At 71.5% G+C, this 22,311-nt stretch carries 18 protein-coding genes; 2 read left to right on the forward strand and 16 right to left on the reverse strand.

All coding sequences use genetic code 11. From position 1 onward, the window contains the following. On the forward strand, window positions 1-630 hold the full coding sequence (locus ACFY3D_RS02880) for a cupin domain-containing protein (RefSeq protein ID WP_350947333.1): 630 nt from the start codon (window positions 1-3) through the stop codon (window positions 628-630). A 24-nt stretch (window positions 631-654) separates the two neighbouring features. Here ACFY3D_RS02880 and ACFY3D_RS02885 read toward each other — a convergent pair whose 3' ends face one another. The 14 genes from ACFY3D_RS02885 to ACFY3D_RS02950 form a co-directional block, all read right to left on the reverse strand. Next, window positions 655-2,034 carry an FAD-dependent oxidoreductase gene (locus ACFY3D_RS02885; protein WP_389974359.1) on the reverse strand — a complete coding sequence of 460 codons (1,380 nt, stop codon included), beginning with the start codon at window positions 2,032-2,034 and terminating at the stop codon, window positions 655-657. Continuing rightward, complete coding sequence (gene kynU, locus ACFY3D_RS02890) at window positions 1,986-3,479, reverse strand: kynureninase (protein ID WP_389974033.1); 1,494 nt, start codon at window positions 3,477-3,479, stop codon at window positions 1,986-1,988. Before kynU ends, ACFY3D_RS02885 begins: the two co-directional genes overlap by 49 nt. A gap of 151 nt (window positions 3,480-3,630) precedes the next feature. After that, window positions 3,631-4,659 carry an LLM class flavin-dependent oxidoreductase gene (locus tag ACFY3D_RS02895; protein WP_389974036.1) on the reverse strand — a complete coding sequence of 343 codons (1,029 nt, stop codon included), beginning with the start codon at window positions 4,657-4,659 and terminating at the stop codon, window positions 3,631-3,633. A gap of 150 nt (window positions 4,660-4,809) precedes the next feature. After that, complete coding sequence (locus ACFY3D_RS02900) at window positions 4,810-5,157, reverse strand: TIGR04076 family protein (RefSeq protein WP_389974038.1); 348 nt, start codon at window positions 5,155-5,157, stop codon at window positions 4,810-4,812. A 13-nt stretch (window positions 5,158-5,170) separates the two neighbouring features. Then, window positions 5,171-6,160, reverse strand: a complete 990-nt coding sequence (locus ACFY3D_RS02905; RefSeq protein WP_389974041.1) for a zinc-binding dehydrogenase — start codon at window positions 6,158-6,160, stop codon at window positions 5,171-5,173. Then, entirely contained in the window at window positions 6,157-6,645 is a 489-nt protein-coding gene (locus ACFY3D_RS02910; RefSeq protein ID WP_389974044.1) for a DUF4440 domain-containing protein, read from the reverse strand. Before ACFY3D_RS02910 ends, ACFY3D_RS02905 begins: the two co-directional genes overlap by 4 nt. Then, the gene (locus tag ACFY3D_RS02915; RefSeq protein WP_389974047.1) at window positions 6,642-7,994 is read right to left on the reverse strand and encodes an amidohydrolase family protein; all 1,353 of its coding nucleotides are present in this window, start codon (window positions 7,992-7,994) and stop codon (window positions 6,642-6,644) included. Before ACFY3D_RS02915 ends, ACFY3D_RS02910 begins: the two co-directional genes overlap by 4 nt. After that, window positions 7,991-9,793 carry a hydantoinase B/oxoprolinase family protein gene (locus tag ACFY3D_RS02920; RefSeq protein ID WP_389974050.1) on the reverse strand — a complete coding sequence of 601 codons (1,803 nt, stop codon included), beginning with the start codon at window positions 9,791-9,793 and terminating at the stop codon, window positions 7,991-7,993. The genes ACFY3D_RS02915 and ACFY3D_RS02920 overlap by 4 nt, the downstream gene beginning before the upstream one ends. After that, a complete protein-coding gene (locus ACFY3D_RS02925) occupies window positions 9,786-11,525 on the reverse strand; it encodes a hydantoinase B/oxoprolinase family protein (RefSeq protein WP_389974052.1) in 1,740 nt (579 codons plus the stop codon). The genes ACFY3D_RS02920 and ACFY3D_RS02925 overlap by 8 nt, the downstream gene beginning before the upstream one ends. After that, window positions 11,522-13,579, reverse strand: a complete 2,058-nt coding sequence (locus ACFY3D_RS02930) for a hydantoinase/oxoprolinase family protein (RefSeq protein ID WP_389974055.1) — start codon at window positions 13,577-13,579, stop codon at window positions 11,522-11,524. The genes ACFY3D_RS02925 and ACFY3D_RS02930 overlap by 4 nt, the downstream gene beginning before the upstream one ends. A gap of 8 nt (window positions 13,580-13,587) precedes the next feature. After that, window positions 13,588-15,759, reverse strand: a complete 2,172-nt coding sequence (locus tag ACFY3D_RS02935) for a dipeptide ABC transporter ATP-binding protein (RefSeq protein WP_389974058.1) — start codon at window positions 15,757-15,759, stop codon at window positions 13,588-13,590. Window positions 15,760-15,765: 6 nt separating this feature from the next. After that, a complete protein-coding gene (locus ACFY3D_RS02940) occupies window positions 15,766-16,611 on the reverse strand; it encodes an ABC transporter permease (protein WP_350947322.1) in 846 nt (281 codons plus the stop codon). Continuing rightward, window positions 16,611-17,621, reverse strand: coding sequence for an ABC transporter permease (locus ACFY3D_RS02945; protein WP_389974060.1), 1,011 nt, complete (start codon window positions 17,619-17,621; stop codon window positions 16,611-16,613). The genes ACFY3D_RS02940 and ACFY3D_RS02945 overlap by 1 nt, the downstream gene beginning before the upstream one ends. A gap of 3 nt (window positions 17,622-17,624) precedes the next feature. Continuing rightward, window positions 17,625-19,301 carry an ABC transporter substrate-binding protein gene (locus ACFY3D_RS02950; protein WP_362902584.1) on the reverse strand — a complete coding sequence of 559 codons (1,677 nt, stop codon included), beginning with the start codon at window positions 19,299-19,301 and terminating at the stop codon, window positions 17,625-17,627. A gap of 447 nt (window positions 19,302-19,748) precedes the next feature. Here ACFY3D_RS02950 and ACFY3D_RS02955 point away from each other — a divergent pair, with 447 nt between their 5' ends. Further along, the gene (locus ACFY3D_RS02955; protein ID WP_350947319.1) at window positions 19,749-19,934 is read left to right on the forward strand and encodes a hypothetical protein; all 186 of its coding nucleotides are present in this window, start codon (window positions 19,749-19,751) and stop codon (window positions 19,932-19,934) included. 121 nt (window positions 19,935-20,055) lie between these two features. On the opposite strand, the gene araA is transcribed toward ACFY3D_RS02955, so the two are convergent. Together araA and ACFY3D_RS02965 are read right to left on the reverse strand one after the other, a co-directional pair. After that, on the reverse strand, window positions 20,056-21,552 hold the full coding sequence (gene araA / locus ACFY3D_RS02960) for an L-arabinose isomerase (protein WP_362902588.1): 1,497 nt from the start codon (window positions 21,550-21,552) through the stop codon (window positions 20,056-20,058). Next, window positions 21,549-22,217 (reverse strand): L-ribulose-5-phosphate 4-epimerase, encoded by a 669-nt coding sequence (locus ACFY3D_RS02965; protein ID WP_389974065.1) that lies wholly within the window; start codon window positions 22,215-22,217, stop codon window positions 21,549-21,551. The genes araA and ACFY3D_RS02965 overlap by 4 nt, the downstream gene beginning before the upstream one ends. Window positions 22,218-22,311: the final 94 nt, after the last annotated feature.

A 22,311-nucleotide genomic window follows, 5' to 3' on the forward strand; every position in this document is an offset into this window, starting at 1 on the left:
GTGGGCACATCGGAGCGTCACAGCGGTGAGGAGCTGGACCGCCACGACGCCGTCGGAGCCCGGATGCGGCAGTTCCGTAAGGAGCGCGGTCTGACCCTACGCGGTCTCGCCACCCACTCCGGGCTCTCGATCGGGTTCCTCTCGCAGGTCGAGAGGGGGATCTCCTCCATCGGCCTGACCGCGCTCAACAGCGTGGCCACCGCGCTCGACCGCAGCGTGGCGGAGTTCTTCAACGACGTGCCGCCCGAGGAGGAGACACAGGAGACGCGCGCCCCGGTCTCCCATCTGCCGAGCCACTTCACGCTCACCCGCTCGGCGACGGCCGCCACCGAATACATCTCGGGCCAGCAGACCTACCGCATGCTCTCGGCGAGGGGCCCGAACCTGGTGCTCGAACCGCTGCTGGTGCACATCGCGCCCGGCGGCAAACGCGAGAACTCCTACGGTCACGCCGGGGAGGAGTTCGCCTTCGTGCTGGAGGGCGAGCTGCTGTACGAGGTCGACGGCGTCGAGCACCGGCTGTACCCGGGCGACAGCGTCCACCTGAGGTCGACCGTCCCGCACAGCATGTTCAACGACACCGACCGGGTCACCACGGTCGTGTCCGTGGTGACCCCCCGGCTGTTCTGACCCCTCCCCCGGGCGCGAAGGTGGTCAGCGGCGGCGCAGGGCGCGGGTGGCCAGTGCGACCGCGGCCAGCGCGCCGAGCGCCCCGGCGGCGACCGCCCCGCGCTGGCGGGAGATGCGCCGCTGGATCTCGGCGTAGGGCACCGTGCTGAACGAGACGAGCTCGTAGCGGGAGACGTAGACGCCGGGCAGCAGCCGTTCCAGGCCGTGCTCGACGCGTTTGCGCAGCAGGAACGACCGGGAGGCGACCTTGTCGCGCATCTCGACGAAGTTCTCCAGCGCGAGCTCGGCGATGGTGTCGGCGTGCTCCTTGCGCCGGGCCCCGTACATGGCGAGGGCCCTGGGGAAGTCGTCGCCGGCCTCCTCCAGGCAGCGGTCGAGCTCCACGCAGTCCTCGAAGCCGCAGTTCGCGCCCTGGCCGTAGAAGGGGACGATCGCGTGGGCCGCGTCTCCGAGCAGGCCGACCACCGCTCCTTCCGTGCCGCGTACGTGCCAGGGGCGGGCCCGCATGGTGACCAGGTGCCCGATCGGGTTGTGGGCGTAGTCGTCGGCGAGGTCGGGCATGAGGGCGTGGGCGTCGGCGTAGTTCGCGGCGAAGAACTCCTCGAAGCGCTCCGCGGTGTCCAGTTCGGCGAAGCTGCCCGGCCCCGACTTGGGCCAGAACAGCGTGCACGTGAAGGACCTGTCCGGGTTGGGCAGGGCGATCATCATCGCCTTGCCGCGCGGCCAGATGTGCAGCGCGCCCGGGTCGAGGGCGAACCCGCCGTCGCGCGCCGGGATCGTCAGCTCCTTGTAGCCGTAGTCGAGATACTCCTGGCTGAAGTCGAAGCCGGGCAGGAACTGCAGCCGTCCCCGTACCGCGCTGTAGGCGCCGTCGGCGGCGAGCACGACCTGGGCGGTGCGGGTGACGGGACCGCCGGGCGTGTGGAAGTCCATCCGGCCCGAGTCGACGTCGAGTCCGGTCAGCCGGTGCTCGAAGAGCGCGCGGACCCCCGGCATGCCGAGGGCGGCGTCCAGCAGGGTGCGGTTGAGCTCGGAGCGGCTGATGGAGTTGATCGCCCGCTGCCCTCCCGCGCTGTAGGGCTGGAAGCTGAGCGTGCCGTCGGGGGCGTGCATCATCCGGCCGGGCATCGGCAGCGCGGCCTTCAGCACGGCCTCGTCCAGCCCGATCCGGCGCAGCGCGTCGATCCCCCGTTCGGAGATCGCCAGGTTGATCGAGCGCCCACGCTCAGGCGTGGCCTCGCGCGGGTCGGGCCTGCGCTCGTACAGGGTGACCTCGTAGCCTCGGCGGGCCAGGTAACAGGCCGTCAGGCAGCCGACCAGCCCCGCGCCGACCACGGCGACCTCGCCGGGGGACCTCATCTCGGGCTCACCTCCCTGGCGAGCGCGTCGGCGGCCCGCCAGCAGTCGTGGAACGTGGAGTACAGGGGCACGGGGGCGAGCCGGATGACGTCCGGGCGCCGCACGTCGGCGAGGACGCCGTGGACCTCGTGCAGCCGGTCGGCGAGAGCCGCGGCGTCGTCGACGCCGGGGACGCCGCCGGTCACCCGCAGGGAGAGCTGGGCTCCGCGTCTGGCCGGGTCGGCGGGCGTGACGATCTCCAGCGGGCGGTCGCGGACCACCTCGGCGAGCAGCCGTTCCAGGTAGCCGGTGAGCGCCAGGCTCCGCTCCCTCAGCGCCGCCATCCCCGTCTCGGCGAACATCCGCAGCGAGACCCGCACGGGGGCCATCGCGAGGATCGGCGGGTTGGAGATCTGCCAGGCGTCGGCGGTGGGTACCGGGACGAGTTCGGGCCGCATCTCGAAGCGGGTCGCCTCCTCGGTGCTCCACCATCCGGCGAGCCGGGGCAGCGTGGGATCGGTCACGTGGCGCCGGTGCACGAAGCATCCGGCGACGGCGCCGGGCCCCGAGTTGAGGTATTTGTACGAGCACCAGGCCGCGAAGTCCACGTCCCAGTCGTGCAGCGCGAGCGGCACGTTCCCCGCGGCGTGCGCGAGGTCCCAGCCGACGCGGCACCCGGCCGCGTGCCCGGCCGCGGTGACGGCGGGGATGTCGAGGAACTCGCCGGTCAGGTAGTTGACCCCGCCCAGCAGCACGAGCGCCACCCGGTGCCCCTCGCGGGCCAGGTAGTCCACGATGTCGGCGGTGCGCAGGCAGTCCTCGCCCTCGCGGGGACGCAGCCGGACCACCGTCTCGTCGGGGTCGAGGCCGTGGTGCACGGCCTGGCTGCGCACCGCGTAGCTGTCGGAGGAGAAGGCGTGGTCCTCGATCACGATGCGGGTGCGCTCACCGGCCGGGCGGTAGAAGGTCGCCATCATCAGGTGCAGGTTGACCGTGAGGGAGTTCATCACCACGGTCTCGTCGGGGAACGCGCCCACGAGCGCCGCGGCGTCCTCGCGCAGTTCCGCGTGGTAGGGCAGCCAGGGGTGCGCCGCGCGGTGGTGGCCCTCGACCGCGTGCAGGGCCCAGTCGTCCAGCTCGGCGGAGATCGCGGCGCGGGCGGCGCGGGGCTGAAGGCCGAGCGAGTTGCCGGCGAAGTAGGCGAGCTCGGGGTGCCGGGAGGTGGCGGGAGCGGGCGGGACGAGGAACTCCGCGCGGCGGCACACCGGCCTTCCGGCGGCCTCGGCCTGTCGCGCGGACTCGGCGTCGGCGGCGAGCGCCTCCCGCTCACCGGGCAGACCGCCCTGCCCAAGGCCGCCACGGCCACCGGATCCTTCGTGTCCGCCCAGGTCACGGCGCGAGGTGCGGTCCACGTCACCGCCGGTGTCATGCGGATCGCCGAGGCTCCCGGGCTCCTCGACCGTCACGCCCGACATCTCCGTTGCCGGACCCCCGGCGCGTTCACTCGTCACATCATCTCCTTCTCCTCTCTTATGTTCACCCATACTGAACTGAGGTGAAAATCAGGAGAGTGAGACGATTCGGGCCGTGCGCTTTCCGGACGGAAGGTTCTCGGGGCATCCGGTTTCAAGATGACGGAGCGTCACCGGAGGGTGTCGCGCCTCACACCGGGCCACCGCCCCGCGCCGCGGGGGATCGGTCCAGCAGCGGCAGCACCTCGGCTCCGAGCAGTTCCACGCCCCGGTCGTCGCTGAGACCGTGCGGGGTGCCGAACTCCACCCGGTGCGCGCCCGCGTCGATGAGGGCCTGGGCCTGCGCGGCGACCTGCTCGGGGGTGCCGGAGAAGGCGAACAGGTCGAGCAGGTCGTCGGGGATGAGGCGCCCCGCCTCGGTGTCCCTGCCCTCCCCGACCAACGTCTTCACCCTGTCGAGCAGGTCGGCGGGGATCTCCACGGTCGGATCGAGGTCGGCGACCACCGCGAGGTACATCGCGACCTCGCCGCGCGCCTTGGCGCGGGCCGCGGCGCCGTCGGTGTCCACCACGGTCACCGCGCCCAGGACGACGCCGATCTCGCCGGGATCGCGCCCGGCCGCCACCGCCCCGGCCGCGACCCGCTCGCGGATCACCCCGACCATCGCCGGGTTCGCGCTGCCGCCCACCTTGATCTCGTCGGCGATCCGTCCCGCCAGCGCCGCCCCCCTCGGCCCCCACGTGCCGAGCAGCAGCGGCGGCCGGGGCCGGTGTACGGGATAGCGCAGCCCGGTGCCCGGCGCGAGGCGGAACATCTCCCCCTCGTACCCTCCGGTGTCACCGGCGAGCAGCCGGTAGACCACCTCCGCCGCCTCCGCCAGCGCGGTGAGCGGCCTGGGCTGGGCGATGCCCACCGCGCCGAGCCAGGTGCCGCGCGCCAGCCCGAAGTAGGCGCGGCCGTGCGAGGCGAGGTCGAGGGCGGCGAGCTGCCCGGCGATCTCGTACGGTGCCGTGGAGTAGGGGTTGAGACAGGCCGCGCCGAGCCGCACCCGCCCGGTGGCGGCGGCCATCTCCAGCAGGGGGAAGATCGGCGGCTGGTACATCAGGTCGCCGAACACGCTCAGCACGTCGAAGCCGTGCTCCTCGGCGCGGCGCGCGAGCCGCGCGTAGTCACCGGCCCGCTTGTCGCTCTGCAGGCCGAGGCCGATCTCGGCGGTCATCGGGGGCTCTCCTGCCCGGTGGCGGTCGTCACGGATTCCTCACAGTCTGCGGTCGTCGCGGATCGCCGCGTGATCACGGTGGTCCTCGGGGATCCCTCCGGGACGCCGGTCATCGCGGGTCCTTCTCAGGTCAGCTCAGGTCAGGTCGGCTCAGGTCAGGTCGGCGGAGTTCATCCGGCGGCGCCCGGTCCGCTCGACCCGCATCACCAGCCGCTCCTCCGGGTCGGGGCAGGTGAACAGGGTGTCTCGCTCCAGCCAGTCGCCCTCGGCGAGGTCGCGCTGCTTGGCGGCGAGGAACGGCAGCACCGAGGCGAGCGCGTAGACGCAGAAGTGCTCGCCGTCGGGGAGCCGCAGGTGGGCGCTGTTCTCCAGGGTGAAGCAGTCGCCCACCTCCATCCCGCAGACGGACCTGCCCTCGATGCGGTCGACCACCACCCGCAGGTCGTACAGCTCCATGTCGCCCTGCTCGTCCCCGCCGTTTCCATTGATGTCGTTCACGCCGCTTCCTCCCTCAGCCCGTCCGGACCATGATCTTTCCTGTCGTACGGCGTTCGGCCAGGTCGGCCAGGGCCGCGGGGGTCTCCGCCAGGCTCACCACGCGCGACACGAGCGGCCGTACGGCGCCCGAGTCGAGCAGGGCGAACAGCTCCTCGTAGGCGTCCCGCACCGCGTCGGGTCTCCGCCACGGGTACGCCGACCCCCACGACACCCCGACCAGGGAGGCGTTGGCGGCGACGAACGCCATCGGGTCGACCGGCGGCGGAAATCCTCCGGCCGCACCGACGGCCACCAGACGCCCCTCGAAGGCGAGGCAGTCCAGCGAGCGCGCGCCGACGTCGCCGCCGACGGGGTCGACGACGACGTCGGCGCCGTGGCCGTCCGTCAGGTCCATCACCGAGGCGGCGAAGTCGGTGTCCAGGTAGTCGATCGCCTCGGCCGCACCGTTCTCCCGGCACAGCGCGGTCTTGGCCGGGCCGCCCGCCGTGCAGATCACCCGCGCCCCGAAGGCGAGCGCGAGCTGGGTGGCGGCGATGCCGACACCTCCCGCGCCCGCGTGCACGAGCACCGTCTCCCCCGCCGCGAGCCCGGCCCTGCGCAGCGCGAACCACGCGGTCTGGTACGTGACGGGCAGGGCCGCGACCGTGACGGGGTCGAGCCCGTCCGGGTAGGGCACGACGAGGGCGGCGTCGACGGTGACGACGTCGCCGAGGGCCCCGTGCGGCAGGGTGGGGCAGGCGAGGACCGCCCTGCCCTTCAGGTGCTCGGCACCCGCCCCGGCGGCGACCACCGTTCCCGCGGCCTCGACGCCGGGTGTCATCGGCGGATCCGGGCGTACCGGGTAGGTGCCCCTGCATAGCATGACGTCGAGGTAGTTCAGCCCGACGGCCCGCACCGCGATCCGCACCTCGCCGTCGCCGGGGGCGCGCTCCTCGGGCACCTCCGCCAGGGAGAGGACCTCCTCGGGCTCGCCGTGCTCGTAGGCGACCAGCCGCCGGTTCACGACGTGAGCAGTTCTGAGTGGTGGTGCACGATGAGCCAGTCCCCGCCGACGCGGCGCAGCACGTCGGTCACCCGGCTGCGCTGGACGGGTCCGTCCGGCGGCTGGGCGACCAGCACATAGCGTGCGACGCCGGTGTCGTCCCACACGTCGATCCACTTGTCCTCGGCCTCCAGCCTGGCGAGGCGGGGACGCGCACCCGAGCCGTCCCTCTCGTCGCGGTAGGCGTCGAGTTCCCGCCGGGTCCTCAGCGGTCCCGGCAGGTGCGTCTCCCAGGTGGTCACCGCGTCGTGCAGGTGCCCGTCGAAGCGGTGGCGGTCGGCCGCGAGGAACGCGTCGTACATGTCGTCGATGCCGGCCGCGATCAGGTCGGCGTCCGCACCGGACCCGGTGTTCACGACTTCTCCCATCAGGTCGGCGTCCACCTCGGAGCCGGTGTTCACGGCTTCTCCCATCAGGTCGGTGCCCACCTCGGAGCCGGTGTTCACGGCTTCTCCCATCCCGACCGGTCGTCGCGGACGACCCGGCCGCCCTTCATCACCCAGCGGACCCCGCGGAAGGCCGAGGTGCCCGCGAGCGGGTCGGCGTCCATCGCGATGAGGTCCGCGTACTTGCCGACCTCGACGGTGCCGAGGTCGGCCTCGGCGCCGAGCCAGCGGATCGGGCCGAGCGTGCCCGCGTACAGTGCCCCGGCCGGGCCGAGACCGCCTTCGGACATGCACTCCAGCTCGCGTACCGAGGCGTTCGTCCCCTCGAAGTCCCAGAACGGCGGCATGTCGCTGCCCAGCAGGACGTCCACCCCCGCGTCGAGGGCGATGGCGTAGCTCTCCAGGTGGCGGGGGCCGGCGCCGAGCGAGCGGCACTGCATCCACTCCGGCACCCCGAGCTCGTCGAAGAACTCCTTGCAGCGGGTGACGAGCAGCGTCGGCACCAGGGACGTGCCGCGTTCGGCCATCCTCTTCGCGACCTCGGGGGTGAGCTGGTAGCCGTGCTCGACGCAGTCGAGGCCCATCTCGACGGCCTCGGCGATCACCGCGGCCGGACCCGCGTGCGCGGTGACCTTGCGGCCCCAGGCGTGCGCGGTCTGCAGCGCTGCCGCCAGCTCGTCGGAGAACAGCTGCGGGGTGTCCATCTGCTCGTGTTCCCCGGCGATCCCGCCCGAGATCATGATCTTGATGAGGTCGGCGCCCGCCTTGATCTGGCTGCGCACCCCGCGCCGGAACCCGTCGGCGCCGTCGCACTCCAGGGTGTCGCTCCCCTCGTGCCCGTGGCCGCCGGTGCAGACCAGGGCGCGACCGGCGGTGAAGATGCGCGGGCCGGCCGCCCGGTCCGACTCGATCGCCCGGCGCAGTGCGAAGTCGGCGTGGTCCTTCTCGGCCACGCACCTCACCGTGGTCACCCCGCAGTGCAGGGTGCGCCGGGCGCCGTCGGCCATGTAGAGGGCGAGCTCGTGCGCCGTCATGTTCTTGACGCTGTCGCCTCCCTGGCCGGGGAGCGACAGGGACAGGTGGGTGTGCATGTTGACCAGGCCGGGGGTGACGTACGCGCCGTCCAGGTCGAGCAGTTGGGCGTCGCCCGTCCGCTCCAGGATCCGCTCGCGAGGGCCCACGGCCGCGATCCTGTCACCCCGGATCCACACCGCGGCGTCGGCGATCCGCCCCTCCCCCTCCGCCGTCCGGACCGCGGTGTCGGCGATCCGCCCGTCCGTCGTCCGGGCCGGCCGGATGGCAGCGTCACCCGAGAACGGGACGCCCGCCGTACGACCTCCCGAACCGGCGGCGCGGGCGTCGGTGACGGTGCAGTTGACCAGGACCACATCGTTGACCATGTCGTTCATCGGACGACCTCGGCTCCATAGATCTCGCGGGCGGCTTCGGGGGAGACGTAGCCCTCGGCGACGTCGCGGCGCACCAGGTCGGGATCGCGTTCGCGCGGATCCCCGTGCCCGCCACCACCGGCCGTGAGCAACGTGATCCGGTCGCCGACCTCCACCCTGGTCCGCTTCGTGCTCACCCGATGCTCACGCTCGGTGCCGGGAAAGACCACCACCTGGTTGGGCTCCGGCTCCAGCCCGCCCTCCAGCGCCCACGGCCGCGACCGCGTCTTCTTGATCACCGACAGGAACTCCCCCGGCACCACGAAACGAATGTCACGCCGCAAACCCACCCCACCCCGCAGCCGTCCCGCGCCGCCGGAGTCCTCACGCATCTCCACCCGCTCGAAGAACATCCCGGTCCTGGCCTCCAGAACCTCGACGGGGGTGTTGCGGGCCTGGGTCTGGCACAGGTGGTTGGCGGCGTTCATGCCGTCGTGGGACGGGGTCGCGCCCCAGCCGACCGGGTCGTTGTTGCTGACCGCGAACATCTGCCCGGTCTCCGGGTGGATCCCGACCATCATGAACCCCGGCACGTCACCTCCCGAGGAGGCGGGAAGCCGGTCGGGCATGCCCTGCGCCAGCGCCTTGTAGATCAGCTCCAGGGCGACCGTCCCCGTCCACTGGGTGAAGGTCGCCGCCGGGTAGGCGGCGTGGAAGAGGGTGCCGGGCTCGGCCCGCACCTTCAGCGGGGCGAAGTGCCCGGCGTTGGTCTGCTCTGTCGGCGTGGTGATCGCCTTGAACGCGACCCGGCAGGTCGCGATGGTCGCGCCGAACGGGAGGTTGACCGGTCCCGCGGTCGCGCCGGACGATCCGGCGAAGTCGACGGTGAAGGTGCCGTCGGCGACGGTGACGGTGACCTGCATGCGGACCGGATCCTCGGTGATCCCGTCGTCGTCCAGCCAGTCGACCGCCGTCCACGAGCCCTGCGGCAGTCGGGCGACGGCCTCGGCGGCGGACTCGGCGGCGGCGGCGATCACGGTCTCGACGACGGAGGCGACGACGTCCCCGCCGTAGCGGGTGTACAGCTCGCGGAGGCGGCGCTCGCCGGTGCGCAGCGCGGCGACCTGCGCGTTCAGATCACCGATCACCAGATCCGGCATCCGCGAATTGAACCGGATCAACTCAATGATCTCCCGATTCGCCACCCCCTCCGAGAACACCTTCGTCCCCGGAAAGATAATCCCCTCCTGATGCATATCCGTGGAATCCAGCACATACCCCGGATCCTTCGCCCCCAGATCCATCCAGTGAGCCCGCACACACAAGAAACCCACCAGATCGGCATCCACGAACACCGGAGAGAACAACGTCGCGTCGTAAGAATGCGCCGCGTTCCAGTACGGATAGTTCAACAACACCACGTCATCGGGACGCAGATTCTCCCGCCCCACATACTCCACCCCCTTACGGATGGAATAGTCGTTGGCACCGAGAAAGCGGCTCAGCCCCGTCGACTCGGCAACGAGACGAAGATCCGCGTCGTAGACGGAGATACCGAAGTCGAACACCTCGTAGATCACCGGGTTGAAGGCGGTACGGACGAGCGTGGCCCGCATCTCCTCGGCGACCGAGGAGAGGTGGCTGCGCACCACCTCGACCGTCGCGCCGTCCACCGGGCCGAGGCCGCCGCCCGCGCGGCCGGCCCTTCGCCCTCCTGAGGCGGGCCCGGTGGACTCCGGGGCCGCGGGGCCGGACGGGTCGGAGACCGCGGCCCCCTGGACGGCGGGGCCGGACGGCGTGGAGGCGGCGGGCTCAGACATCGTCGATCCCGTAGGTCTCGCGGGCGGCTTCGGGGGAGACGTAGCCCTCGGCGACGTCGCGGCGCACCAGGTCGGGATCGCGTTCGCGCGGATCCCCGTGCCCGCCACCACCGGCCGTGAGCAACGTGATCCGGTCGCCGACCTCCACCCTGGTCCGCTTCGTGCTCACCCGATGCTCACGCTCGGTGCCGGGAAAGACCACCACCTGGTTGGGCTCCGGCTCCAGCCCGCCCTCCAGCGCCCACGGCCGCGACCGCGTCTTCTTGATCACCGACAGGAACTCCCCCGGCACCACGAAACGAATGTCACGCCGCAAACCCACCCCACCCCGGAACCGTCCCGCGCCGCCGGAGTCCTCACGCATCTCCACCCGCTCGAAGAACATCCCGGTCCTGGCCTCCAGAACCTCGATCGGGGTGATGCGTCCGGTGCTCCCCGAGACGTGGGTGGCGGCGTTCATACCGTCGTGGGAAGGGGTCGCGCCCCAGCCGACCGGGTCGTTGTTGCTGACCGCGAACATCTGCCCGGTCTCCGGGTGGATCCCGACCATCATGAACCCCGGCACGTCACCTCCCGAGGAGGCGGGAAGCCGGTCGGGCATGCCCTGCGCCAACGCCTTCAGGATGAGTTCGACCGCGACGATGCCGGTCCACAGGGTGAACGTCGGCTGCGGGTAGACGGCGTGGAAGAGCGTGCCCGGTTCGGCCCGCACCTCAAGAGGAACGGTCGTGCCGAAGTTGGACGGCTCGTCGGGCGAGGTGAGCGCCTTCAGGACGACCTTGCAGATCGCGATGGTCGCGCCGAACGGCATGTTGATGGGCCCTGCGGTGGCGGGCGAGGAACCGGCGAAGTCGACGGTGAAGGTGCCGTCGGCGACGGTGACGGTGACCTGCATGCGGACCGGATCCTCGGTGAGGCCGTCGTCGTCCAGCCAGTCGACCGCCGTCCACGAGCCCTGCGGCAGCTCGGCGAGGGCGGCGCGGGTGCGCGCCTCCCCGTCCTCGACCATCCGCTGGACCGCCGCCTCCACGGTGGGGCGGCCGAACTTCTCCAGGATCTCCTGGAAACGGCGCTCGCCGGTGCGCAGCGCGGCGACCTGCGCGTTCAGATCACCGATCACCAGATCCGGCATCCGCGAATTGAACCGGATCAACTCAATGATCTCCCGATTCGCCACCCCCTCCGAGAACACCTTCGTCCCCGGAAAGATAATCCCCTCCTGATGCATATCCGTGGAATCCAGCACATACCCCGGATCCTTCGCCCCCAGATCCATCCAGTGAGCCCGCACACACAAAAAACCCACCAGGTCCTCGCCCATGAAAACCGGGCAGAACAACGTCGCGTCATACGCGTGTGCCGCGTTCCAGTACGGATAGTTCAACAACACCACGTCACCGGGACGCAGATTCTCCCGCCCGACATACTCCACCCCTTTACGGAGCGAGAAGTCGTTGGCGCCGAGGAAGAAGGTGAGTCCGGTGGCCTCGGCGATCAGCCGCAGGTCCGCGTCGTACATCGACATGCCGAAGTCGTGGACCTCGTAGATCACCGGGTTGAAGGAGGTGCGGATCAGCGTGGCCCGCATCTCCTCCGCCGCCGCGAGCAGGTAACTGCGCACCACCTCGGCGGTCGCGCCGTCCAATCGAGCGCCGTCCAGCCGGGCGCCGTCCGCCCCGGCGCCGTCCACTCCGGCACCGTCCGATCGAGCACCGTCCAGCCGCTCCGTCATGACGTCGCCTCCACAAGCCGTACCAGCAGGTAGCCGTGTTCCTCGACCTCGACCCGCTGCCCCGAGGGGACCACGGTGGTCGAGGTGCCCTCGTCGACCAGGGCGGGTCCTTCGAACGCGTCGCCCGGCTCGAGCAGCGCGCGGTCGTAGACGGCGAACGACGCCGTGGCGCGGGTGCCGAAGTCGTAGGCGTCCCTGTGGGCGAGCAGCGCCCGGCTCGCGTCGCCGTCACCTGGCGGGCGCGTCACCAGTTCGGGCCGGTCGGTACGGCCGATGCCGCGCACCCGCAGGTTGAGGATCTGCACCCGGTTGTCCATCGCGTGCCCGTACCGCGCCGCGTGGGTCTCCTCGAACGCCCGCCTGATCGCGTCGCGGTCGAGGTCGCGGCCCGTGGTGACGATGAGCGAGTGCTCCTGGCCCAGGTAGCGCAGCTCGAACTGGCGCTCAAGGACCATGCGGTCCGCCGGGACCCGCTGCGCCTCCAGGGAGGCGACCGCCTCGGCCTCGACGCTCTTGAACACCGTCTCCAGCCCGTCGAGGTCGGCGTCGTCCAGGGTGGCCATCACCGTACGGGAGAAGTCGTCGACGATGTCGGCGCTGAGCATGCCCCAGGCGGAGAAGCCGGAGGGCGCGAACGGCACGATGACCTCGCCGATGCCCATCTCCGCCGCGAGCAGCGGGGCGAGCAGCGGCCCCGCCCCGCCGAACGCGAGCAGTGAGAAGCCCCGGGGGTCGTGTCCCCGCTCGACCGTGATCTGCCGGACCGCGCCGACGGTCTTGGCGAGCAGCACGTCGAAGACGCCCGCCGCCGCGGCCTCGGGGCTGAGCCCGAGTGGCCCGGCCACCTGCTCGTCGAGCGCCGCGCGGGCGGCGTCGGCCCGCAGCTCCATGGTCCCGGCCAGGAAACGGTCCGGGTCCACGTAGCCGAGGACGACCGCCGCGTCCGTGACGGTGGGGCGGGTGCCGCCCCGGCCGTAACACACCGGGCCGGGGTCGGCACCCGCACTCTGCGGCCCCACCTTCAGCAATCCCCGCTCCAACCACGCGATCGAGCCCCCTCCGGCGCCGATCGTGCGGATGTCGTAGGTGGGGATCAGCAGCGGGAAGTGCTCCAGCTGCGCCTCGTAGGCGGCCACCGGGGACCCGTGCTCGATCACGCACGCGTCCAGCGAGGTGCCGCCGATGTCGAAGGTGAGAAGGTCCCGGCGACCGAGGGCGGCGGCGATGTGCGCCGCGCCCACGATGCCGCCCGCCGGGCCCGACAGCACGGTGTGCGTCGGGGAGGTCTTGGCCACGGCCGACGTCATGGAGCCGCCGCCGGAGCGCATGATCAGGAATCGCCCGTCGAAGCCGCGCTCGGCGAGCCCGCGCTCCAGCCGGTCCACGTACCTCTCGAAGATCGGCCGGATGTAGGCGTCGAGGACGGTCGTGCTGGTCCGCTCGTACTCGCGGTACTCCCGCACGATGTCGGTGGAGACCGAGACCGTCACCCGGGGGTACGCCTCGCGGATGATCCGGGCGGCCTCCCGCTCGTGGGAGGGGTCGAGGAAGGAGTGCAGGAAGCAGACGGCGATCGACACCACTCCCCGCTCCTCGACCAGGACGCGGGCGGCCTCCCGCACCCCGGCGGCGTCGAGCTCCTCGACCACCCGGCCCCGGTGGTCGAGCCGCCCCCGCACCCCGGCGGTGTGGCGTCGCAGCACGAGGCTGTCGGGCCGCTCGTACTGGAAGTCGTACATGTGGTCGGAGGGCACGTTGCCCCGGCCGATGAGGAAGATGTCGCGGAAGCCGTCGTTGGTGATGATCCCGGTGGGCTCGCCGCGCCGCTCCAGGACGGCGTTGAGCCCGAGAGTGGTGCCGTGGATGAACAGCTCCACCTCCGACAGGTCGGTGCCGAGCGCGGTGACCGCGTCGAGCACGCCCTCCCAGGGGCGCGCCGGGGTCGTCGAGGCCTTCCTGAAGCGCACCTCGTGGGTGCGCGTGTCCAGCTCCATCGCGTCGACGAAGGTGCCGCCGATGTCGACGGCCAGACGGATGTGCTTGGGGTCGGGCATTGCGGGTGTCACCTTTCGATCAGCGCGGGGATCTCGGCGGCGCGGTGGCAGGCGACCAGGCTCGCGCCGTACGGGCGGAGTTCCTGTTCCTGCTGCCGGCACTCGTCGGTCGCGAAGGGGCAGCGCGGCGCGAGGGCACAGCCCGCGGCGGCGTCCGCCTCCTCCAGATCCTTGGTCAGTTCGACCCGCGGTCCGCCGTACCCGGCGCCGAGGCTCGGGGCGCTGGACAGCAGCGCCCGGGTGTAGGGGTGCAGGGGGTTGCCGAAGACCTCTTCCACCGGCCCCTCCTCGACGATCCGCCCCAGGTAGAGAACCACGACGCGGTCGCAGAATCCTCGAACGGTGGCCAGGTCGTGGGAGATGAAGACGCTGCCGCGCGAGCGGTCGCCGCTCACCTCGGCGATCACCTTCAGGATCTGCGCCTGCACGGTGACGTCGAGCGCCGAGGTGGGCTCGTCGAAGACGATCAGGTCGGGGTCGCCGACGAGCGCGCGGGCGATGCCGACGCGCTGCGCCTGGCCGCCGGACAGCTCGTGCGGGCGCCGTCCCAGGATGGACGGGTCCAGTTCCATGCGTTCCAGGACCGCGGCGACGCGTGAGACGCGCTCGGCGGCGGGAACCCCGGCGGCGCGCAGCGGCTCGCCGATCGCGTCCTGCACGGTCCGCCGGGGGCTGAGCGAACCCACCGGGTCCTGGAAGACCAGCTGTGCCCGGGTGCGCAGGCGGCGCAGCTCCCGGCCGCGCACCTCCGACAGGACCCGCCCGGCCACCTCGACCCTCCCTGTGGAAGGGGCGACCAGCCCGAGCATCAGCCTGGCCAGGGTGCTCTTGCCGCAGCCGCTCTCCCCGACGACGCCCAGGGTCTCACCGGCGGCGACGCTGAGGCTGACCCCGCGCAGGGCGTGGTGGCCCCCGCCGCCGAAACGGGAACCGTAGACGACGTGCGCGTCCTCGACGCGCAGCACCTCCCCGCCCGTCCCTTCTCCGGGGCGCGTCCACTCTCCCGAGTCCGTCTTCTCAACCGAGCGCGTCCTCTTCCCCGAACGCGTTCCCACGCCGGAGGACGCTCCCTCCGCGGGGCGGGTCCCCTCCCCCGTCGAGACGGCGGCCGTACGGGCGGGCGGCCCCGTGGGCGACGGGGAAGGGGGGTCGAGGTGCCCGGTGCGCGGCTCGGTGAGGGGCCCGGTGAGCGACTCGGTGAGCGACTCGGACGACTCGGTGAGCGGCCCCGAGCGGGGGTGGAAGCAGGCGGCGCTCCAGTCGGAGGAGAGGGTCCTGGCGTACGGACGCTCCGCCACGCACAGCTCCGTCGCGTGCGCGCAGCGCGGCACGAACGGGCAGGAGGAGGGCTCCTCGGAGAGCAGCGGCATCGCACCGGGGGTGGCGATCACCGCACGCCCGTCGATGTCGGGCACCGAGCGCAGCAGCGCCCGCGTGTAGGGGTGGGCGGGCTCGTCGAGCACCTGCGGTCCCGGACCGCTCTCCACCACCGTCCCCGCGTACAGCACCACGACGCGGTCGCAGACCTCGGCGATGGAGGCGAGGTCGTGGGAGATGAGCAGCACGCCGCGCCGCTCGGCGTTCGCGGCGAGCCGGAAGCGGTTGAGGATCTCCCTGGTGAGGGTGACGTCCAGCCCGGTGGTGGGCTCGTCGGCGATGAGCAGGCCGGGGGCGCAGCCGGTGGCGAGTGAGATCATGACGCGCTGCGCCATGCCGCCGGAGAGCTCGTGCGGGTAGGCGTCCAGCCGGCGCCTCGGGCTGCGGATGCCGACCGACTCGAACAGCTCGGCGGCGACCTCCCTCGCGGGGGTGGGAGCGAGCGCCTGGTGGGTGACGAGCCGGTCGACGAGCTGGCGGCCGACGGTCCTGGTGGGGCTGAGCGCGCCGCGCGGGTTCTGGAAGCAGATCGCGGCGCCGTGCCCCCGGAAGGACTCCAGCTCGGCGGCGCCCATCGTCAGCACGTCGGTGCCCTCGAACAGGACCCTCCCGGTCGTACGGGAGCCGCCGGGCAGCAGGCCCACGATCGAGCGGGCCACCATGCTCTTGCCGCCGCCGCTCTCACCGACCAGGCCGACCACCTCGCCCGGCTCGACGGTCAGGTTCACCCCGCTCAGCGCGGCGACCCGGCGTCCGGGGCGGTGGATCACGACGGAGAGGTCCTCGATCGACAGGAGTGTCATCGTCCGTCACCTCCTCGTGGAGTCGGCGCGTTCCTGCAGGCCCTCACCGAGGAGGCTGAAGCCCAGGACGCAGATCAGCAGGAAGAGACCGGGCGGCACCGAGGTCCACCACCGGCCGGCGACGACGTCTCCGGCACCGAGGCTGATCATGGCGCCCCACTCGGCGGTGGGCACCGGCACGCCGAGCCCGAGGAAGGACAGCCCGGCGAGCGTGAGCATCGCCCAGCCGCAGTTCAGCGGGGCGATGACGCGCACCGGGGTGAGGCTGTTGGGCAGGACGTGCCGCCAGAGCACCCCCCAGAAGGAGGCGCCCGAGGTGCGGGACGCCTCCACGAACGGCAGTTCCCGCACCGAGCGCACCTCGGCCCGCACCAGCCGGGCGTACGCGGGCGCGTTCACCAGCGCGATCACCGCGATCAGGTTCGCGGTCCCGCCGCCGAGCAGCGCGGCCACCGCGAGGGCGAGGATGAAGGTGGGGAACGCCTGGAAGACGTCGAGCACTCGCATCAGCACGTCGTCCGGCCAGCCGCCCCGGTATCCGGCGACGAGGCCGACGAGGCTGCCCGCGACCACGGCGACGGCGACCGCGGCGATCGCGATGCCGACGTCGAGCCTGGCGGCGTGCAGGACCCTGCTCCACACGTCCATGCCGTTGAGGTCGGTGCCCAGCAGGTGGGCGCCGCCCGGCGCCGCGAGGGGCGCGAGGGGGTCGATCTCCTCGGGGCCCCACGCGCTGAGCAGCGGCGCGAACACGACCGCCACGGCGACCAGCGCCAGGATGGCGGAGCCCGCGATGATCAGGGACGACGCGAAACCGCGGTCCCCGCCGACCTCCCGGACGCGCTGCGACATCAGATCCTCACTCTCGGGTCGAGGATCGCGTGGACGACGTCGGCGATGAGGAACACCACCACGTAGAACAGCGCGATCACGAGCACCGACGCCTGCACCACCGGGTAGTCCCGGTAGAGCAGGCCGCGCAGCGCCCACTGCCCGAAGCCCTGCCAGGAGAAGACGTACTCCACGAGGACGGTCGAGCCGATGGAGAAGCCGAACACCAGGGCCGCCAGCGCGGGGAGCCGCACCAGCGCGGCCCGTACCAGGTAGCCGCGGAGCAGCAGCCGGTCCTTGAGCCCGTGCGCGGCGGCGGCCGTGTACGCCTCGGAGGCGAGCACCTCCAGCGCGGAGGCCCGGACGCTGCGCAGCAGCGGCGCGACGATGGCGATCACCAGCGTGGCGACCGGCAGCGCGAGGTGCTCCAGCGCGGAGACGAACGCGGGGCCGTTCGCCGTCAGCGCCGCGTCGAGCAGGTCGGCGCCGGTGATCAGGCTGAGATCGGTGTCGGGGTCCACCCGGCCGCTGGGCGCGGGGAACCAGCCCAGCACGCTGTAGCCGACGAGGACGAGCACCAGGCCGAGCCAGAACTCGGGCACCGAGTTGCCGATGAGCGCCGCGATGCGGACGGTGTGGTCGCCGAACCGGCCCACGTTCCGCGCCGACCAGATGCCGAGCACCGTGGCCAGCAGCAGCGCCACGGTGAGCGCGATCACGACGAGTTCCATGGTGGGACCGATACGCACGGCCATCTCGGCGCCCACGGAGGTACCGCTCTGGATCGAGGTGCCGAAGTCACCGGTGAACAGTCCCCCGACGTAGTCGAGGAACTGCCGCCACAGGGGCTGGTCCAGCCCGAACCTGGCCCGCGCGGCGGCGGCGTCGGCCTCCGTGGCGTTGGGGCCGAGGATGGTACGGATCGGATCGCCCGGCAGGACCCTGACGAGGAGGAAGGTCACGACGACCACCCCGAGGAGCACCGGGACGAGCTGGAGCAGCCGCCTGAGGAGGAACCGGAGGACACGCATGAATCACCCGGTGACGTTCAGGTAGCGCAGCCGGGCCAGACCGTCCATCGGCTGCACCCATCCCTGCACCTCTTCCCTGACGGGGAGGTTGAAGTTGGGCTGGCAGACGACGACCCACGGCACGTCCTCGGCCATGATCTCCTGCACGCGCAGCCAGAGCTTGGCGCGCTCGGCCTCGTCGACGACGGTGTGGGACTCCTCGAAGATCTTCTCGATCTCGTCGTTGACGTAGTTGGAGTAGTTGAGGTTCGCCCCCTTGGTGAAGCTGGTCCCGAGCATGTACTCCACGTCGTTGACCCAGAGCTGGCCCAGGGTGATCTGCAGGGGGATGTTCTTCTTCTCCCTGCGCTCGGCGAGCGTCGCGGGGTCGAGCGGGGTGAGCTTCAGCTCGATGCCCGCCTTCCTCGCCTCGCTCTGCACGAGGACGGCGATCTGCTGCTGCTCCTCGTTGTCGGTCTGGAAGACCAGCTCGGAGGTGATCGAGGTCTTGCCCGCCGCGGTCAGCGTCTCCTTGGCCTTGGCGACGTCGTGGGTGTAGGGGTAGCCGGTCTCGGAGTAGCCGGGCATGTCCAGCGGGACGACGCTCTTGGTGGGCCGCGCGTCGCCGCCGTAGACGTTGGCGATGATCTGCTCGTACGGGACGGCCTGGGCGAGCGCCTTGCGCACCGCGGGGTCGTCGAAGGGGGCGGTGGTCACCGACATCTGGATGGCGAGCTGGTTGTTGCTCGGCGCGGAGATGACCTTGATGCCCTCGGTGGTCTTGAGGTCCTTGATGTCGCGCTGGCCGATCCCGAAGGCGATGTCGATGTCGCCGTTCTGCAACTGGAGGCGCTGGTTGGAGGCCGCGGGCACCACGGTGAGCCTGATCTGCGGGCTCTTGGCGCCGTCGGTGCCGGGGTAGCCGGTGTTGGCGCTGAGCAGGATCTCCTGGCCCTGGACCGCCTTCTCCACGTTGAAGTAGCCGCCGGTCGGGGGGTTCTTGGCGAACCACTCCTTGGCCCAGGGGTCGTCGTCGGTGGCGTGCTTCTTCGCCTCTTCCGAGTCGAAGACGTACAGCGAGATGGCCTGGATCTGCCGGGTGAGGGCGCTGGGGAACGCCTGGGTGAACTTCACGGTGTAGTCGTCGACCACCTCGACCTGGTCGGCCTTGGTGAGCCCGATCAGCCGGTAGACCCCGGCGACGTTCGCCTTCGCGGCGAAGGCGCGGTCCTTGGACCACTTGACGTCGTTGGCGGTCATCTCGTTGCCGCTCGCGAACTTGACGCCCTGGCGCAGCTTGAGGGTCCAGACCTTGTTGTCGGCGTCGGGTTCGAAGGACTCGGCGAAGGTCGGGGCGATCGCCTCGGTGTCGAGGATCTGGCCGTCGCCGACCGAGGTGACCCCATAGTCGATCATGTAGGGGAAGACGTTCTTGTAGAGCATCAGCGCGGTCAGGTCGAATCCGACGAAGTCCTGGTCCCAGCTGCTCAGGTAGCTGCCCACCGCGATCCGCAACGCCCGGGCGGCGGGGGCGCCGCTCTCGCCGGGAGCGGTGCTCGCCGCGGGGGCGGGGTCGCCCGCCTTGGTGCCCGCGGCGCACCCGGTCGCGAAGAGCAGGGCGACCCCACCCCCGAGCTGCAGGATCGAGCGGCGGGACAGCGCGGGGGATCCCGGACCGTGGGGGTGAGAGAAACCGGGCATCGCAGTCCTCCAGGGGCCATGAGGGTTAGGCCGCGAGATGAGCGGATCGTTCCAGTGACGACCCACTCGACCTACATGTGCCGCTTGTTCTATCAGACCTGAGTTCCGTGAACAAGGGAGTAAGGCTTGTTCACAGATAAAACCCATGCTCAGAGAGTCAATTGGGAGGTCTGGCGACCGGGAGGAGTGGCTGTGTTCACTGAATTTCACACGAACGACGCTCGGCTGTGACCCACGCTTCCTACCCTGTCGGCAGGGCCGCGCCGCCCGGAGAGCCCGCACGGGGACGACGAGACGGCCACAGCGCGGACCACATGCCTCCGCCAGACATGATTACATCTCTCAGAACGGGCAGGACCTGTAGGGGCGAGCGCGGATCCGGCCGGATCCGGGTCTCGGCCGCCGTGTCGCCGGAACCCCGGTGACACCCCCTGCGGGAGTGAGTCGATGTTCTCCGTACCTGTACTGCTCGTCGTGACCACCGCGGTCGTGATCGCCGTGCTGGCCTGCGCGCTCGCACTGGTGGCCGGGTCGGCCTGGCCGCTCTCCGTGCTCAGCGGCGTCGCGGCGGGCGCGGCCACCCTCAGCCTGCTCTCCCGCCTGGTGGACGGCGGCCACCGGCTTCGCCCGTAGCGCCCGGATGTCCCCCAGCGGATCCCCTCCGAAGGCGGCCGTGACGACAACGGCTTCCGGTGCCCCCGCGAGCGGCGGGGGCACCGGAAGCCGGCGGCAACGGGAGGAGAGGGGTTCCGGGTCAGAAACCGCGCGCCAGGTGGTAGTACGCCTGGTTCCAGCGGATCTCCTTGGCGAACTGGCGGGCGGTGGTGTCGGCGTCGATGACCAGCAACTCGACGCCGAGCATGTCGGAGAGGTCGGTGAGCTCCTCGGTGGTCAGGGCGGACGACAGCACGGTGTGGTGCGGGCCTCCCGCGGTGAGCCACGCCTCGGCCGAGGTGCTCAGGTTCGGACGGGGCTTCCACACCGCGCGGGCGACGGGCAGGCTGGGCAGCGGCTCGGCGGGGTTGACCACGTCGATCTCGTTCGCCACCAGCCTGAACCGGTCCCCCATGTCGGACAGACCGATCACCACGGCGGGTCCGGGTTCCGCGTCGAAGACCAGCCGGACCGGGTCCTCGCGCCCGCCGATGCTCAGCGGGTGGATCTCGCACGAGGGCACGCCCGCGGCGATCGTCGGGCAGACCTCCAGCATGTGCGCGCCCAGGATCACCTCCTGGCCGGGGGTGAGATGGTAGGTGTAGTCCTCCATGAAGGAGGTGCCGCCCTCAAGGCCGGCCGACATCACCTTCAGGGTGCGCACCAGCACCGAGGTCTTCCAGTCGCCCTCGCCGCCGAAGCCGTAGCCGTCGGCCATCAGCCGCTGCACGGCGAGCCCCGGCAGCTGCCGCAGCCCGCCGAGGTCCTCGAAGTTGGTGGTGAACGCGCCGAAGCCCCCCTCGGTGAGGAAGTGGCGCAGTCCCAGCTCGATGCGGGCGGCGTAGCGCAGCGAGTCGTTGCGCTCGCCTCCGGCGCGCAGCTCGGGGGCGACCTTGTAGGTGTCCTCGTACTCGGTGATCAGGGTGTCCACGTCGGAGTCCGCCGCGGCGTCGACGGCGGCGACCAGGTCGTTGACGCCGTAGGTGTTGACCGAGACGCCGAAACGCAGCTGCGCCTCCACCTTGTCACCCTCGGTGACCGCCACGTCGCGCATGTTGTCGCCGAAGCGGGCCAGCCGCAGCGAGCTCAGCTCCGCGCGCCCGGCCGCGGCCCGCGCCCACGCGCCGATGCGCGCCGCCACCGCCGGGTCGCTCACGTGTCCGGCGACGGTCTTGCGCGCCACGCCCAGCCGGGCCTGGATGTAGCCGAACTCGCGGTCACCGTGCGCGGCCTGGTTGAGGTTCATGAAGTCCATGTCGATGGAACTCCACGGCAGCGCCACGTTGGCCTGGGTGTGCAGGTGCAGCAGCGGCGTGCGCAGCGCGTCCAGCCCGGCGATCCACATCTTGGCCGGGGAGAAGGTGTGCATCCAGGCGATCACCCCGACGCAGGCGTCCGAGGCGTTCGCCTCCAGGCAGACCCGGTGGATCGACGCGGCGTCGGTCAGCACCGGCTTCCACACCACCCGGAACGTCAGCGCGTCGTCGAGCCGCTCGGCGATGCTCCGGGACTGTTCCGCCACCTGGGCCAGCGTGTCCTCGCCGTACAGGCCCTGACTTCCGGTGAGAAACCAGATCTCACGCTCGTGAAGGGTCACCGCGGACTCCTTTGCCCGTAGACGTTCTGGTAGCGGTCGTACAAACTGTCGATGTCTGCTGCCGCGATCGGCAGCGGCTCGCCCAGCTGGCGGGCCACGTGCACGGTACGGGCGACGTCCTCGCACATCACCGCGGCCTTGACGGCCGCGCGGGCGTCCGCGCCGATGGTGAAGACGCCGTGGTTGCGCATCAGCACCGCCGGGGAGCGGTGGCCCTCCAGGGTGGCGACGATTCCCTTGCCGATGTCGTCCCCGCCGATCAGCGCGAACGGCCCGACCGGGATCTCCCCGCCGAACTCGTCCGCCATCGCCGTCAGCACGCACGGGATGGACTCACCCCGCGCCGCCCAGGCGGAGGCGTACGTGGAGTGGGTGTGCACCACCCCGCCCACCCGCGGCATCGCCCGGTAGACGTACGCGTGCGCGGCGGTGTCGCTGGACGGCGACAGCTCGCCCTCGACCAGCTCGCCGTCCAGGTCGCACACCACGATCGACTCGGGGGTGAGGGCGTCGTAGGTCACCCCCGACGGCTTGATGACGAACAGGTTCTCGCCGGGGACCCGGCCCGAGACGTTGCCCGCGGTCCAGGCGACCAGGTTGTAGCGGACCAGCTCCTGGTGGAGCGCCGCCACCGTCTCTTGCAGCTTCCTGACGACGGCGCTCATCGGGCCACCGCCGTTTCGCACGCGGCCGGGTACCCGGCCGCCCATGGGACCGGACGTCCGGCCGCGCACGGGGGCGGGGACTGCCCGATCGGTT

The sequence above is a fragment of the Streptosporangium sp. NPDC000509 genome (assembly GCF_042898365.1).
Classification (GTDB): Bacteria; Actinomycetota; Actinomycetes; order Streptosporangiales; family Streptosporangiaceae; genus Streptosporangium.

What these genes read in the sequence shown, in the direction of transcription:
- ACFY3D_RS02895 (WP_389974036.1), bottom strand. Translation starts at nt 4,659, where the DNA reads ATGACCGCCGAGATCGGCCTCGGCCTGCAGAGCGACAAGCGGGCCGGT.
- ACFY3D_RS02915 (WP_389974047.1), bottom strand. Translation starts at nt 7,994, where the DNA reads ATGAACGACATGGTCAACGATGTGGTCCTGGTCAACTGCACCGTCACC.
- ACFY3D_RS02920 (WP_389974050.1), bottom strand. Translation starts at nt 9,793, where the DNA reads ATGTCTGAGCCCGCCGCCTCCACGCCGTCCGGCCCCGCCGTCCAGGGG.
- ACFY3D_RS02925 (WP_389974052.1), bottom strand. Translation starts at nt 11,525, where the DNA reads ATGACGGAGCGGCTGGACGGTGCTCGATCGGACGGTGCCGGAGTGGAC.
- ACFY3D_RS02930 (WP_389974055.1), bottom strand. Translation starts at nt 13,579, where the DNA reads ATGCCCGACCCCAAGCACATCCGTCTGGCCGTCGACATCGGCGGCACC.
- ACFY3D_RS02935 (WP_389974058.1), bottom strand. Translation starts at nt 15,759, where the DNA reads ATGACACTCCTGTCGATCGAGGACCTCTCCGTCGTGATCCACCGCCCC.
- ACFY3D_RS02940 (WP_350947322.1), bottom strand. Translation starts at nt 16,611, where the DNA reads ATGTCGCAGCGCGTCCGGGAGGTCGGCGGGGACCGCGGTTTCGCGTCG.
- ACFY3D_RS02945 (WP_389974060.1), bottom strand. Translation starts at nt 17,621, where the DNA reads ATGCGTGTCCTCCGGTTCCTCCTCAGGCGGCTGCTCCAGCTCGTCCCG.
- ACFY3D_RS02950 (WP_362902584.1), bottom strand. Translation starts at nt 19,301, where the DNA reads ATGCCCGGTTTCTCTCACCCCCACGGTCCGGGATCCCCCGCGCTGTCC.
- ACFY3D_RS02955 (WP_350947319.1), top strand. Translation starts at nt 19,749, where the DNA reads ATGTTCTCCGTACCTGTACTGCTCGTCGTGACCACCGCGGTCGTGATC.
- ACFY3D_RS02965 (WP_389974065.1), bottom strand. Translation starts at nt 22,217, where the DNA reads ATGAGCGCCGTCGTCAGGAAGCTGCAAGAGACGGTGGCGGCGCTCCAC.